Below are 14,145 nucleotides of genomic sequence, written 5' to 3'. Positions count from 1 at the left end.
CGGCGGGGAGCGAAACGGAACAGGAAAAAAGATATGACGAACGAAAAGCGCAATTCCATCGTTCCCGGCGCAATCGAGAGTTATCCGGTTCTGCCGCTGCGCGACATAGTGGTCTTTCCGCATATGATCGTTCCGCTCTTCGTCGCGCGCGACAAGTCGATCCGCGCGCTGGAAGAGGTGACGAAGTCCGAGCGGCTCATTCTGCTCGCGACGCAGAAGAATGCGGGCGACGACGATCCGGCTCCCGACGCGATCTACTCCATCGGCACGCTCGCCTCCGTGCTGCAGCTGCTGAAGCTGCCCGACGGCACCGTCAAAGTGCTGGTGGAAGGCGTCGGCCGCGCCAAGGTGCGCAATTACACGCGCGTCGATGAATATCACGAGGCCGACGCCGAGGCGCTCGGCGACGAGATCGATCAGCCCGTCGAGGTGGAGGCGCTCGGCCGCTCCGTCATCGCCGAGTTCGACTCTTATGTGAAGCTCAACAAGAAGGTCTCGCCGGAGATCGCCGCCGCCGTCACGCAGATCGACGATTTCTCCAAGCTCGCCGACACGGTCGCCTCGCATCTCTCGGTGAAGATCGCCGAGAAGCAGGATGTGCTGGAGACGATCGCCGTCGCCAAGCGCCTGGAGAAATGCCTCGCGCTGATGGAGAGCGAAATCTCCGTGCTGCAGGTGGAGAAGCGCATCCGCACGCGCGTCAAGCGCCAGATGGAGAAGACGCAGCGCGAGTATTATCTCAACGAGCAGATGAAGGCGATCCAGAAGGAGCTGGGCGACGAGGACGGCAAGGACGATCTCGCCGAGCTCGAGGAGCGCATCAAGAACACCAAGCTCTCCAAGGAGGCGCGCGACAAGGCCGTCGCCGAGTTCAAGAAGCTGCGTCAAATGTCGCCCATGTCCGCGGAAGCGACGGTGGTGCGCAATTATCTCGACTGGCTGCTGGCGTTGCCCTGGGGCAAGAAGTCCAAGATCAAGCGCGATCTCGAGGCTGCGCAGAGCGTGCTCGACGCCGATCATTTCGGCCTCGAGAAGGTCAAGGAGCGCATTCTCGAATATCTCGCCGTGCAGAGCCGCGCCAATAAGCTGACCGGCCCGATCCTGTGCCTCGTCGGCCCGCCCGGCGTCGGCAAGACCTCGCTCGGCAAGTCGATCGCCAAGGCCACGGGCCGCGAGTTCGTGCGCATGTCGCTCGGCGGCGTGCGCGACGAGGCGGAGATCCGCGGCCATCGCCGCACCTATATCGGCTCCATGCCCGGCAAGATCATCCAGTCGATGCGCAAGGCGAAGACGTCCAACCCGCTCTTCCTGCTCGACGAGATCGACAAGATGGGCATGGACTTCCGTGGCGATCCGTCGTCCGCTCTGCTCGAGGTGCTCGATCCCGAGCAGAACGCCACTTTCGCGGATCACTATCTCGAGGTCGATTACGACCTGTCCAATGTCATGTTCGTGACGACGTCGAACACGCTGAACATCCCTGCGCCTCTGATGGACCGCATGGAGCTCATCCGCATCGCCGGCTACACGGAGGACGAGAAGGCCGAGATCGCGCGCAAGCATCTCATTCCGAATGCGGTCAAGAAGCACGGGCTCGCCGCCGACGAATGGTCGATCGACGATGAAGCGCTGCTGACGCTGGTGCGCCGCTACACGCGGGAAGCCGGCGTGCGCAATCTCGAGCGTGAGATCTCCAATCTCGCCCGCAAGGCGGTGAAGGAAATTCTGCTCTCTAAGGAGAAGGGCAAGAAGGTCCATGTCACCAATGACAACATCACCGATTATCTCGGCGTGCATAAGTTCCGCTACGGCGAGGCGGAGCTCGAGGATCAGGTGGGCGTCGTCACCGGCCTCGCCGTCACCGGCGTCGGCGGCGAGCTGCTGACGATCGAAGGCGTGATGATGCCCGGCAAGGGCAAGATGACCGTGACCGGCAATCTGCAGGATGTGATGAAGGAGTCGATCTCCGCCGCCGCATCTTACGTGCGCTCCCGCGCCGTCGATTTCGGCATCGAGCCGCCCTTGTTCGACCGCCGCGACATCCATGTGCATGTGCCGGAAGGCGCGACGCCCAAGGATGGCCCCTCGGCCGGCACGGCGATGGCGACGACGATCGTGTCGATCCTCACCGGCATTCCGGTGCGCCGCGACATCGCCATGACCGGCGAGATCACGCTGCGCGGCCGCGTGCTGCCGATCGGCGGCCTGAAGGAGAAGCTGCTCGCGGCTCTGCGCGGCGGCCTCAAGAAGGTGCTGATCCCGGAAGAGAACGCCAAGGACCTCGCCGATATTCCCGACTCGGTGAAAAATGGCCTCGAGGTCGTGCCGGTCTCGCGAATGGACGAGGTGCTCGCTCATGCGCTCGTGCGTCAGCCGACGCCGATCGTCTGGGAGGAGCCTACGGCTCAGATCGCCAAGACGGTTGTCGAGGACGACGCGGCCGGCGTGCGCGCCCACTGAAGGCTCCGGCCCCTCCGCCTGCGGCTTCGCCGCGGGGGAGGGGCCGCCGTCCTCGGGCTCGGCGGCTCGAAGCCCGGCTCGCCGGGGATTTTCCCATCATCTCGCCCATAGGCGCCCGGAATTCCAGGGATTCCGGCGCTGCCTGTTGTTCTAACCCTTGCTTTTGCTGACATTCCGGCACATCACTCCTCTGTGCCGGGTCCGAACGATTCGACGCCGCTCGATTTTCGGCGCTCAGCCCGTGTCGACGACCGGCTCCCGGCGGAAGCAGAAGGGATGAGACCATGGTCAATAAATTGGAACTGGTCGAGCATGTCGCCGAGGCGACCGAAACCTCGAAGGCCGCCGCCGCCGCCGCCATCGACGCGGTGATCGACGGCATCACCTTGGCCCTCAAGAAGGGCGAAGAGGTGCGGCTCGTCGGTTTCGGCACCTTCTCGGTCAAGAAGCGCGCGGCCGGCAAGGGCCGTAATCCCGCGACCGGCGAAGAGATCAAGATCCCCGCTTCCACGAGCGCCCGCTTCAAGCCCGGCGCCACGCTCAAAGCGGAGCTCAACAAGACCAAGTGAGCCGAGCGAGGCTGGCCTGTCGCGCCGATCTCCCCTTTCGACCGATTTCCAGGCTCGCCGCCGGGGCGCGAACGTCGCCGGCGGCATTGTCGTTTCAAAACGCCTGCGCGACGCGTCTTGCGCGGAGGGGGCGCCCTCCCGTAAACAATGCGGCGTCGATCCCGGTCGGCGCGCGGGCGGTTAGCTCAGTCGGTAGAGCGTCTCGTTTACACCGAGAGGGTCGGCGGTTCGAGTCCGTCACCGCCCACCACGCCGCGCTCCGGGAGAGGCCCCGTCATTCGGCCGCGCCGGGGTGCGCGGGAGGGCGGGAGTTGGCCGCAAGGGATGAGAGACGCAGCGCCGAGAGCATGAGCCGAAATTTCGTCCTTCTCCTCGCCCTGGCCGCATTGCTCGCGGCGCCTCCGGCCCGCGCCGAGGAGATGTCGTTCCATCTCGCGACGACGGCGAGCGCCCGCTGCGCCGACCACTGCCCGCGCGTCATCGTGGCGGAGGGCGAGATCGTCGAGGACACGGCCGACGCCTTTGTCGGTTTTCTGCGCGAGCAGGGACACGAGACCGAGCTGCGCAGCATTGTGCTGCTCGACTCGCCCGGCGGGCGCGTGCTCGCCTCCATGCAGCTCGGCCAGGCGCTGCGCCGGCTGGGCATGGCGGTGATCGTCGCGCGCGTCGAGCCGACGAGCGGGGCGCTCGTTTCCGGCCGCTGCTATTCCGCCTGCGTCTATGCGCTGATGGGCGGCCGCAAGCGGGTGATCCCGCGCCAGAGCCGCGTCGGCGTCCATCGCATGTTCAATTATGTCGATGGCGTCGATCCGACCAGCGGGGAGGTGATGCGCGAGCGCCGCTACGACGACGGCGGCATGCGCCGCACGCTCACCCGCTACAGCGATTCCATGGGCGTTAGCCGCGATCTCATCGCGCTGGCGGAGCGCACCTCGCCGGATCGCGTCCATCTTCTTTCCGCCGCCGAGATCGCCCGCTGGCGGCTCGGCTCGCCAAAGCTGTAAAAGAGCCGTCGAGCGGGGAACTCCTCGGCGCATCCATTCAACCTGCAGGATCGGTCGTTCCATGAAACATATCATCGAAGGTCTCGAGCAGCGGCGCGCCTCGGCGCGTCTCGGCGGCGGCGTCAAGCGCATCGACGCGCAGCATGCGCGCGGCAAGCTCACGGCGCGCGAGCGTATCGAGCTGCTGCTCGATCACGGCTCCTTCGAGGAGTTCGACATGTTTGTCGAACATCGCTGCGCCGATTTCGGCATGGACAAGGGCGAGAAAATTTCCGGCGACGGCGTCGTCACCGGCTGGGGCACGGTCAATGGCCGCGCCGTCTTCGTCTTCGCCAAGGACTTCACCGTTTTCGGCGGCTCGCTCTCCGAGACTCATGCGCAGAAGATCACCAAGCTGCAGGATATGGCGCTGAAGAACAGGGCGCCGATCATCGGCCTGTTCGACGCCGGCGGCGCGCGCATTCAGGAGGGCGTCGCGGCGCTCGGCGGTTATGGCGAGGTGTTCCAGCGCAATGTGATGGCCTCGGGCGTCATCCCGCAGATTTCCGTCATCATGGGTCCTTGCGCCGGCGGCGACGTCTATTCGCCGGCCATGACCGACTTCATCTTCATGGTGCGCGACACGAGCTATATGTTCGTCACCGGCCCGGACGTCGTGAAGACCGTCACCAATGAGACGGTGACGGCCGAGGAGCTCGGCGGCGCCTCGGTGCACACCACCAAGAGCTCCATCGCCGACAAGGCCTTCGACAATGACGTCGAGGCGCTGCTGCAGATGCGCCGGCTCATCGATTTCCTGCCCTCCTCCAATAAGGAGGAGCCGCCGGAGTGGCCGAGCTTCGACGAGGCCGAGCGCCTGGACGCCTCGCTCGACACCCTGGTCCCCGACAATCCGAACAAGCCCTATGATATCAAGGAGCTGATCACGAAGATCGCCGATGAGGGCGATTTCTTCGAGATTCAGGAGACGCACGCTAAGAACATCGTCGTCGGCTTCGGCCGCATCGAGGGCCGCACGGTCGGCTTCGTCGCCAATCAGCCCATGGTGCTGGCCGGCGTGCTCGACATCGACGCCTCCAAAAAGGCGGCGCGATTCGTGCGCTTCTGCGACTGCTTCAATATTCCGATCGTCACCTTCGTCGACGTTCCGGGCTTCCTGCCGGGCACGGCGCAGGAATATGGCGGCCTCATCAAGCACGGCGCGAAGCTGCTCTTCGCCTATGCCGAGGCCACTGTGCCGAAAGTGACGCTCATCACGCGCAAGGCCTTCGGCGGCGCCTATGACGTCATGGCCTCCAAGCATTTGCGCGGCGACGTCAACTACGCCTGGCCCTCGGCGCAGATCGCCGTCATGGGCGCCAAGGGAGCCGTCGAGATCATCTTCCGCGCCGATATCGGCGACGCCGAGAAGATCGCCCAGCGCACCAAGGAATATGAGGACCGCTTCCTGTCGCCCTTCGTCGCCGCCGAGCGCGGCTATATCGACGAGGTCATCATGCCGAGCGCGACGCGCAAGCGCATCGCCCGCGCGCTCGCCCTGCTGCGCCACAAGGAATTGGAAAACCCCTGGAAGAAGCACGACAATATCCCGCTCTGACCTATCCCTTCAGGTAGGTGGGCGCGCCGGCTCCCAGGGTGGGTCGGCGCGCCTTTTCGCTCGAGCGGAGAACAGCCTGCCCCGAAGGCGGGCGCCCTCCGCACAAATTCATTCCAGCGGCAGGCTTTTTTGGGTGACAAAACGCCACGGCTGTCATAATGTCCCCTTCGCCGAGCTGGCTAAAAACATATGAACGCAGAATGCGTTCGACCAATCGCTGGCTGAGGTCCAAGTCGGGGAGGACGCCGGAACTCTGCACGTCTCGCGAGACGCTCCACACTATTCTCGCGGATGGCGCCAAACGACGAGTCCGGTCAAAGGACGGGTACCAAAGAGTGGGGAGAGGCAAGGGCCGTCCCCGCTCTTTGTGTATGTAGAGCTACGATAGAGCTTTTCACTCGATAGATAGCTCCAGCCTATGAAGCGGCTCCCCGCCGCGGCAGCTCCCCCAGAGCCCACTCGCAACTTTCGGAGAAACTCAAAAATGTCCATCAAGCGGATCGGCGCCGGCGCGCGCATGAGCAAGGCCGTCGTTCATGGCGGCGTGATCTATACGGCGGGCCAGGTGGCCGAGGCGGCAAAGGGCGGCGCGGTCGCCGATCAGACGCGCGAGATTCTCGGCCTCATCGACACGATTCTGCAGGAGGCCGGCAGCGAGAAGGCGAAGATTCTCTCGGCGACGATCTATCTCGCCGACATCGCCACTTTCGCCGAGATGAATTCGGTTTGGGACGTCTGGGTCGACAAGAGCAATCCGCCGGCCCGCGCCACTGTCGAGGCGAAGCTCGTGACGCCGGATTACAAGGTCGAGATCGCAATTATCGCGGCGCTGTGACGCCGGTCAGCGGATTGTCGGGATCATAGGCGTAGCGCAGGGTCTCGAAGCGCATGGAGCGGGCGTCCATCAGCAGCAGACGCCCGACCAGCCCCTCGCCGAAGCCGACGATCTCGCGGATCACTTCCAGCGCCATCATCGCGCCGACGATTCCGGTGAGCGCGCCGAGCACGCCGGCCTCCTCGCAGCTCGGCACGGAGCCCGCCGGCGGCGGCGCGGGGAAGAGGCAGCGCAAGGTCGGGTTGGGCCGGCCCGCAGCATCGTTCTCGAAGGGACGCAGCGTCGTCAGCGAGGCGTCGAAGCCGCCGACCGCCGCTGTGACCAGCGGCTTTTTTTCATAGAAGCAGGCGTCCGAGACGAGATAGCGCGTCGCAAAATTATCGGAGCCGTCGGCGATAATGTCGTAATCCGCGATCAGCGCTCGCGCATTCTGCTCGCCGAGGCGCAGCGCATGGGACTCGACATGCACATGCGGATTGAGCCGATGGATGGCGTCCTTGGCGCTGTCCACCTTCAGCCGCCCGACGGCGGTGGTGTGATGGATCACCTGCCGCTGCAGATTGGACAGCGAGACCTCGTCGTCATCGACAATGCCCAGCGCGCCGACGCCGCCCGCCGCGAGATATTGCAGCAAAGGCGCGCCGAGCCCGCCCGCGCCGACGATCAGCACGCGCGCTTTCTTCAGCCGCTGCTGGCCCGGCCCGCCGACCTCGCGCAGAACGATATGGCGAGCGTAGCGCTCGATTTCTTCGGCCGAGAGGCTCATGTCGTTTTTCCTGCGCCGAAGCTCACGCGGCGGCTGTGCTCATCCTGGTATTTAGCAGTTTCGCGCCGAGCGTGAAATCGGAGGAGAAGATGACGCGCCAGACGCGCGGCCGGTTGACGCGCGGTCATAGAGAAGCGATAGGCTTCGCCGCGAGTCCGGTCCGGCTCCGGGTTCGGAAGGGTGGCCGAGTGGTTTAAGGCAGCGGTCTTGAAAACCGCCGTGGGGGAAACTTCACCGTGGGTTCGAATCCCACCCCTTCCGCCAGTTCAACGGCTTACGTCGATTTTTGCGTCCGCATACCGCGCAATCGGCGTGAACGGAAGCGGTTCGCTTCGACACGAGAGTCGGCACAGTTTGTTCTTATGGTGTTCGATGCGTCCTGATCGACTTGTCGGCGTCAAAGAGTGCGCTTGGCCAGTGCTTTAAAGTGGCTATTAGATTAACGCCTCGCCCCTGAGAGGCGTGGGTGGTTTACGACGTGTCGGGAACGCGGCAATGAACTCCGCACTGCGGGATCCTTTAGCCTTGCACGGACCAGGCTGCGCCTCTAGCCTTCGACCGATTCGCGGTTGGGACTGAGGTACGAAAGTGGACGCTCACATGAATGGTGCGTGCGGCCCCGAGAAGTGGCAGCGGACAGGAGCTAGCTTCGAGGCCGTTGCATGACGCTGACTCTTCAAGTCCCCGGAGGCAAAAAGACCCTTCACGACGCGCTTGTCGCCGCTGCCACTGGAGCCACAGGCGGCTTCGCCGCGTTCGCGTTCGCAACCTCTACGGGTATCGATACAGCCCTCGCTGAGCCACCTGTTCGTAAGCTATTGAGTGCTGGAGAGTTTCAGTTGGTAATCGGGCTTGACGCTATCACCGACACGGCAGCGGTCGCCGCGCTCAAGGCCGCGAAGGTCGCGCTTCCGAATGCGTCTATTTCGCTTTTCTACAATCCGAAGGGTGGCGTTCTTTATCATCCCAAGACGATTTTCTTTAAAAGGCCAGCAGGTGGGCGGTGCCTCACGGGCTCGGGTAACCTTACCCTCGGCGGCCTTCGCAATAACTGGGAAGCGTTCTGGAAGGCGGACGTATCTGTCCATGACGCGGCCGCACTTGAGGCTCAGTGGGCCCAGTGGGTGGCCGACCACAAGGACAATCTCCTTCCGGCTGATGACCCGCGAGTCATTGCGCAGGCGGCGCTCAACGCAAAGACGAGGGCGAAGATTCAGAAGGCGGTGAAGGAGACTGATGCCGAGGCGCTTGCTGCGCTGGAGGAGGGAGCAGCCGAGGCCGCCTCGTTGAACCCGTTCTTGATCGCAGAGGTGCCGAAGAACCGGCCCGGCCAGGCTGATTTCGGGATCGACACTTACCAGGGCTTCTTTGGGGTCACGATCGGCAAGCCGCGGGAAGTCACCTTCTATCAGGTCATGCCGGACGGCTCGCTTGCGGCCCCGGAGCACCGGCATGCGGTGGCAGTGAAGAGCAGCAACTACCGCTTTGAGGTCGAGGCGCTGAGTGGGCTATCGCATCCAGCCAACGATCACTTCATCCTGGTGTTCGAGCGAATTGGAAAGTCCGAGTACAGGTACGTGCTTCTGAAGCCGGGCGAGGTAGGTCACGAGAGCGTACAGAAGTTCTTGAACGACAACTACTTCGTCTCCGGCAATTCGAAGCGCAGAGTTGTCGTGACGCAGAGCGACGTCCAAGCTGCCTGGGCTGACAACCCCCTTCTTCTCCACTAGCGGCAGAGCAGCAGTACCTCGGTTGTGCCTTTCGCAGCCTTGTTCAACGACGTCGTGTTGAGCTTCATATGCTCCAGGCTCGCCAGCTGTTCTATCCGGACATCGTTGAAATGCTGCCTCGCGAGGCTGATGACCGCCTCGAGGGCCATGACCCGCGGCCGAGCCTCCACGATTGGGTCGTATCCGGAGTACGAGAGGACGAGCGGCACCCGAAGTGCGGCTACGCCGGCGAAAAGCGCCGAGAATGCTGCCGGAGCCTCGGACTTAATGCAGAATGGCGATTGGTGTCGTCCCTCTCGGTAACCACCGCGACTCTGGACGTCGCCGTTGCCGAGGTTGCTCTTCGTAATGTTGGGATCGTCGCCAAGAGATAGGGTCTCGAGGCTGTGATAGAAGCGGCTGTAGTGATCGCGCGTATATGGCGGGTCCGCGTAGACTACCGACGGCTTGAGCGCTGGCCTAGCGAGCGCCTCTCGGAAGTCTGCTCGGACGGTAGCGTGGTCGCGCCTAGTGACCGCAAGCCCGCGGTACTGCCGCAGGTAGCCCAAGAAAACCGACCGAGCCGAGAGCCCGCGCTCCGCGATAATCTTCTTGACTACGTGGCGCTTCGGTATGCCGGACTTGTCTCTGGGCCGTATCGGTTGGGCGAACTGTTTGCCGATCGAGTTTACCAGGTGGCTCGCGGTGCTCAGAGTGGCAGCCAGCAGAACCGAGCTTTGGCTATCACGCGCGAGGTTAGCGATGGCGTCCAGCTCGGCAGCTTGCGCGTAGCTGAAGTATTGGCCGCCGAAGTGTCGAACGCACACGGTGTCGGCACCTGGTAGCCCAATTGCTTCGATCCTGGTCCTCGTCTCGCGCGCGGCGCCGACGAGTAGCGAACCCGCGGCCAGCTCATCGCCACTCAGGCTTGCAAGGTTGCCCAGTTCAAGGAGCTCACACAGTGGCTCGACGTTGCCGCGTAACGCGTCCAGGGCTGCCTCATTCTCCAGCTTGATAAGCGGATCGACTGCTCGGCGGAGTATCGTTCCGCGCCGATCGTGGTCCAGCGCGGTCTCGACCGACGCCATGGACCAGGTCGGGTCGCCATTCAGGACGGCTTCCGCGAGCACTCGTGCGTATTCCTGGATGTCCACCGCCATAACTCGACGGCGTTGCGATAGGTACCGGGACACGGTCGCCGATCCGGAGAAAAGGTCGCAAACCGGGCCGCCCGACGGGTCGACGCGGTCGACGGCTCGCTCTATGGCTGTCAGGACTCGTAGCTTGCTTCCGAGATAGTGGATCGGTCGGAAGACGTAGCTAGACGCCGCGTCGCCGAACCATTCAGCCTCCCCATTGCGCGCTTTTACCGCCCTGTTTTTCGGCAAGACTTTGCTACCCTTTTAGCCCTAGACTCGAATCAGTCGACGGCCTCCGCGACGACAAGACACCGTGAGGGCTATGAGAAGCAAGTTACGAACTTCTGCAGCACCAGGCGCGCTCCCGCGCATGATGGACGAGAGCAACGGCTTCACCCGCGAGGCAAAGCTGTGCATCGGAGAGGTCCAGACGGGCAATGCCATCGTCCACGGCGAAAACCTCGCGGTCCTCGACTCTCTTGGTGCCGCGATCAAGGGACGCGTGAAGTGCATTTACATAGACCCGCCGTACAACAATGCCGAGGTGTACCGGCACTACGATGACCGGCTCGGTCGGCGCGTCTGGCTGGACCGCATGATTCATCGCATGAAGATGCTGAGGGAGACTTTGACAGTTGACGGGTCCCTCTGGGTCTCGATCGACGACAGTGAGCTGCACAACCTCAGGCAGATCGGTGACGATGTGTTCGGGTCCGAGAACTTTATCTCTTCTGTGGTTTGGAACCACCGCAAGACCAGGGAGAACCGTAGGCCGTTCTCCACGAACCATGAGTACATCCTGTGCTTCGCGAGGAGTGCAGAGGCGTTCAAGCGTTCGAGGAATCTGCTGGCCGCGCCACCGGAAATCCTCGACCGTTACAAGAACCCCGACAACGACCCGAGGGGCGCGTGGCAGTCGGTGTCCGCCAATGTCCAGGACGGTCACGCCACGAAGTCGCAATTCTACACGCTGGTTGCGCCGAACGGACGACTGCATTGCCCGCCGAAGGGGCGCTGCTGGGTTTACAACAAGCCCAAGATGGAGGCCGAAATACGTGACGGCCGCGTCTACTTCGGCCGCGACGGGAATGCTGTGCCGCGCCTTAAGAAGTATTTGAGCGAGGCGAAGATCGGGGTCGCCCCTTCGACGCTGTGGATGGCCGATGAGGTCGGCACCACGGACTCCGCGAAGAAGCACCTGATGGCGCTTCTCACGAAGGAGGCAGTATTCGATACGCCGAAGCCGGAGGGGCTGGTGCAACGCATACTCCACATCGCTAGCAACCCGGGAGACCTTATCCTCGACGCCTATTTGGGCTCCGGGACCACGGCGTCGGTCGCCATGAAGATGGGGCGCAACTTTCTGGGCATCGAGCAGGGGCCTCATATTGCCACCCACTGCGTGAATAGACTTCGGGCCGTTCGCGACGGCGAGGCGGGCGGCATCAGCGCCCTGGTCGGGTGGAAGGGCGGTGGCAGCTGTGCCTTTTACTCCCATCGGTCGAAGCTCACGCGCGTCTGAGTTAGGGCTTCCTTGCCGACATCACCAAGTCACGCGGACACGGTGCTAGCGTTTTACCTGAGCGCCTACAGGCAAAGTGGTTATTGATTGGAATGGCGAGTACGGCGGGATAGGTCAAAAGCCGAAATTCGAACGGCGCCGGTGCCCTCCTAGCTAGACGGCTACCGCAGCAAGCCTCGCGCCCGCGAGCGTCGCTTGCTGCTGCGCGACGCGAGCTCCTCCTCCTTCGCCGCACCATCGCGTCATGACGGCGTCATTCGCTCGTCGCGACCTCGATACTCCCTCTTGTTAGCCATTCCGCCGGGAGCGCGAAGGCCGGCGCCGACGCGACCCTATCAGGGAGTGGAAGTATGCAAAAAATCCATTTTAGATTTGCGGCGGGTTCGTCTGTCCTATTCGGTCTCTTCTTTGCGGTCTCGCTCGGCGCGCAGGCCCACGCCGCACCTGTTTGTCGGCTCGGCGGCGGCGTCAAGCATGTGGTGCATCTCCAGTTCGACAACGTCCATCTGCGCCGCGACAATCCGAATGTTCCCTCGGACCTCGAGCAGATGCCCAATCTGTTGAACTTCCTGGCCAAGAACGGGGTCGTCAGCGGCAATCACTACACGGGCCTCATCTCACACACGGCCGTCGATCTCGTCACGGGCATGACCGGTCTCTATCCCGATCGCAACGGCCTTCCGGTCTCCAACAGCTATCGCGTCTTCGACGGAAGCGGCCATCCGACAGGATCGCATTCGAACTTCGTCTATTGGACTGCCAAGGACGCCACCGACGGCCTGCCGGTGCTGATCTCCGACAACGGCAAGACCGCGCCGGCGCCCTGGGTCGCTTTTACCCGCGCGGGATGCGACGTCGGCGCCTTTTCGGTTGCGGACATCGATTTCGAGACGCTGCCGGGCGATATCGCCACCGTTTTCGGAACTTCGTCGACACAATATTCGACCGTCGTCGCGCAGCTCGCCTCGTCCAATCCCAAGACGAAAGCGCTTCCGGCCGCCAATTGGCTCGGCGTCGCCGTGCATTGCGCGCAGGGCAGTTCGCGCTGCAGCGCCGGCGGCCCCGATGTGCTGTCGGACGAGCCGGGCGGCTATGCAGGCTTCAGCGCGCTCTATGGCGCGAGCAATGTGCAGCCGGTGATTTCGCCCTCGGGTCCGGTCAAGGACCTCGATGGAAATGTCATCGCAGATTCTCAAGGCAACCCGGGCTTTCCGGGCTTCAATCCGACTGTTTCGCAGACTCTCGGATTTGTCGCGACCCTGCTCGAGGCCGGCGTCCCAGTGGTCTACGGCTACATTGCGCCGACCCACGATCAGCGCGGTATCTCCTCCGACACTTCGACGCCGACATTCGGTCCAGGCGAGAAGGGCTATGTCGAGCAGAACAAGATCTATGACGACGCCTTCGGAAAATTCTTCGCGCGCTTGAAGGCCGACGGCATCGACGAGACCAACACAATTTTCCTCGTCACCGCGGATGAGAACGACCATTTCGTCGGCGGAACGCCGACGCCGTCGAATTGCGATGGCGTGACGACGCCCTGTGCTTACGTCTATCCGGGCACAAATAAGCGCAGCGTCGGCGAGCTGACGGTCAATTTCGACTCGACCATTCTGTCGGAGACGGGCGCCGCCCCCTCGGCCTTCCTCGTCCATTCCGATTCGGCGCCCGTCGTCTATCTGGATGGCAATCCGGCGCCGACCGATCCGCTGACGCGTGTCTTCGAGAAGCAGATCGCCGCGCTCACTTGGGCCAATCCGCTGCCGGGCAAGGAAAGCCAAGTCGACCGGCTCGAAGCCTATGTCGCCGATCGCGCAGAGATGAAGCTGCTGCATATGCTGACGGCGAGCGAGGCGCGTAATCCGACGCTGACCCTGTTCGGCGCCGAGGATTATTTCTTCCAGACGACGAGGGGCTCCCTGCCGCTCGCGCCGCTTGGTGACTGCGCGACCAAGCCGACAGACTGCGTGTTCCAGAACAGCGGCTTCGCCTGGAACCACGGCGATGTGCAGCAAGACATCGTGCGCACCTGGTTCGGCCTCGCCGGCCCTGGGCTGAAGAAGGGCGGCCGCAACGATGCGGTGTTCACCGACCATACCGACCTGCGCCCGACTCTGATGACGCTGGTCGGTCTCTCCGACGACTACGTGCATGACGGGCGCGTCATCGTCGAGGCGATCGAGCCGCATGCGCTGTCTCGTACGCTGCGAGGCGAGTCGGGCGAAGGCTATGCTCACCTAGCGCGGGTGTACAAGCAGCTCAACGCCCCTCTCGGCGCGCTCGGCAAAGCGTCGCTCGCCGTCGCGACGCGGGCGATCAACGGCGATGACGCGTCCTACGCCGCCTTTCTCTCGATCCTTCAGCGACTGACGGCGGATCGCGATGCTCTTGCGCTCGAAATCAAGACCGCGCTCGACGGCGCCGCATTCCAGGGCCGTCGGCTGCAGGACGAGCAGGCCGAACGTCTTGCAGGGCGCGCGTCTCGTCTGATCGAAGCCGTGCGCTCCTTGCGGCGGACGCACGAGGCTCGGTGAGCGATGGCGC

10 protein-coding genes and 2 tRNA genes are annotated in these 14,145 nt (G+C 63.4%); 10 read left to right on the top strand and 2 right to left on the bottom strand.

All coding sequences use genetic code 11. The annotated features are described in order from the left end of the window. The first annotated feature begins 33 nt into the window (after positions 1–33). The 6 genes from lon (at position 34) to METLW4_RS0112475 (ending at position 6,465) form a co-directional block, all read left to right on the top strand. Positions 34–2,460, top strand: coding sequence for an endopeptidase La (lon, locus tag METLW4_RS0112500; RefSeq protein WP_018266555.1), 2,427 nt, complete (start codon positions 34–36; stop codon positions 2,458–2,460). Positions 2,461–2,744: 284 nt separating this feature from the next. After that, positions 2,745–3,029 (top strand): HU family DNA-binding protein, encoded by a 285-nt coding sequence (locus METLW4_RS0112495; protein ID WP_018266554.1) that lies wholly within the window; start codon positions 2,745–2,747, stop codon positions 3,027–3,029. A gap of 174 nt (positions 3,030–3,203) precedes the next feature. After that, a tRNA-Val gene (locus METLW4_RS0112490) sits at positions 3,204–3,279 on the top strand. A 97-nt stretch (positions 3,280–3,376) separates the two neighbouring features. After that, entirely contained in the window at positions 3,377–4,033 is a 657-nt protein-coding gene (locus METLW4_RS0112485) for a hypothetical protein (protein ID WP_018266553.1), read from the top strand. Between the two features lie 61 nt (positions 4,034–4,094). Further along, positions 4,095–5,630, top strand: a complete 1,536-nt coding sequence (locus tag METLW4_RS0112480; protein WP_018266552.1) for an acyl-CoA carboxylase subunit beta — start codon at positions 4,095–4,097, stop codon at positions 5,628–5,630. A gap of 484 nt (positions 5,631–6,114) precedes the next feature. Next, positions 6,115–6,465: a RidA family protein gene (locus METLW4_RS0112475; protein ID WP_018266551.1), complete on the top strand. Its 351-nt coding sequence runs from the start codon at positions 6,115–6,117 to the stop codon at positions 6,463–6,465. Here METLW4_RS0112475 and METLW4_RS0112470 read toward each other — a convergent pair. Beyond that, positions 6,449–7,231: a HesA/MoeB/ThiF family protein gene (locus tag METLW4_RS0112470; protein WP_018266550.1), complete on the bottom strand. Its 783-nt coding sequence runs from the start codon at positions 7,229–7,231 to the stop codon at positions 6,449–6,451. The genes METLW4_RS0112475 and METLW4_RS0112470 overlap by 17 nt on opposite strands. 174 nt (positions 7,232–7,405) lie before the next feature. Here METLW4_RS0112470 and METLW4_RS0112465 point away from each other — a divergent pair. Together METLW4_RS0112465 and METLW4_RS0112460 are read left to right on the top strand one after the other, a co-directional pair. Then, positions 7,406–7,495 (top strand) — tRNA-Ser (locus METLW4_RS0112465). A 398-nt stretch (positions 7,496–7,893) separates the two neighbouring features. After that, positions 7,894–8,961 carry a phospholipase D family protein gene (locus METLW4_RS0112460; protein WP_018266549.1) on the top strand — a complete coding sequence of 356 codons (1,068 nt, stop codon included), beginning with the start codon at positions 7,894–7,896 and terminating at the stop codon, positions 8,959–8,961. On the opposite strand, the gene METLW4_RS26530 is transcribed toward METLW4_RS0112460, so the two are convergent. Then, positions 8,958–10,328, bottom strand: coding sequence for a DNA adenine methylase (locus METLW4_RS26530; RefSeq protein ID WP_083919269.1), 1,371 nt, complete (start codon positions 10,326–10,328; stop codon positions 8,958–8,960). The genes METLW4_RS0112460 and METLW4_RS26530 overlap by 4 nt on opposite strands. A gap of 121 nt (positions 10,329–10,449) precedes the next feature. Between METLW4_RS26530 and METLW4_RS0112450 the strand changes: the two genes are divergently transcribed. After that, entirely contained in the window at positions 10,450–11,601 is a 1,152-nt protein-coding gene (locus METLW4_RS0112450) for a site-specific DNA-methyltransferase (protein ID WP_018266547.1), read from the top strand. Between the two features lie 350 nt (positions 11,602–11,951). After that, a complete protein-coding gene (locus tag METLW4_RS0112445) occupies positions 11,952–14,135 on the top strand; it encodes a hypothetical protein (RefSeq protein ID WP_018266546.1) in 2,184 nt (727 codons plus the stop codon). Positions 14,136–14,145: the final 10 nt, after the last annotated feature.

This window comes from Methylosinus sp. LW4 (assembly GCF_000379125.1).
Classification (GTDB): domain Bacteria; phylum Pseudomonadota; class Alphaproteobacteria; order Rhizobiales; family Beijerinckiaceae; genus Methylosinus.
This window is presented reverse-complemented; position numbering and strand designations above follow the sequence as displayed.

What these genes read in the sequence shown, in the direction of transcription:
- lon (WP_018266555.1), top strand. Translation starts at nt 34, where the DNA reads ATGACGAACGAAAAGCGCAATTCCATCGTTCCCGGCGCAATCGAGAGT.
- METLW4_RS0112495 (WP_018266554.1), top strand. Translation starts at nt 2,745, where the DNA reads ATGGTCAATAAATTGGAACTGGTCGAGCATGTCGCCGAGGCGACCGAA.
- METLW4_RS0112485 (WP_018266553.1), top strand. Translation starts at nt 3,377, where the DNA reads ATGAGCCGAAATTTCGTCCTTCTCCTCGCCCTGGCCGCATTGCTCGCG.
- METLW4_RS0112480 (WP_018266552.1), top strand. Translation starts at nt 4,095, where the DNA reads ATGAAACATATCATCGAAGGTCTCGAGCAGCGGCGCGCCTCGGCGCGT.
- METLW4_RS0112475 (WP_018266551.1), top strand. Translation starts at nt 6,115, where the DNA reads ATGTCCATCAAGCGGATCGGCGCCGGCGCGCGCATGAGCAAGGCCGTC.
- METLW4_RS0112470 (WP_018266550.1), bottom strand. Translation starts at nt 7,231, where the DNA reads ATGAGCCTCTCGGCCGAAGAAATCGAGCGCTACGCTCGCCATATCGTT.
- METLW4_RS0112460 (WP_018266549.1), top strand. Translation starts at nt 7,894, where the DNA reads ATGACGCTGACTCTTCAAGTCCCCGGAGGCAAAAAGACCCTTCACGAC.
- METLW4_RS0112450 (WP_018266547.1), top strand. Translation starts at nt 10,450, where the DNA reads ATGATGGACGAGAGCAACGGCTTCACCCGCGAGGCAAAGCTGTGCATC.
- METLW4_RS0112445 (WP_018266546.1), top strand. Translation starts at nt 11,952, where the DNA reads ATGCAAAAAATCCATTTTAGATTTGCGGCGGGTTCGTCTGTCCTATTC.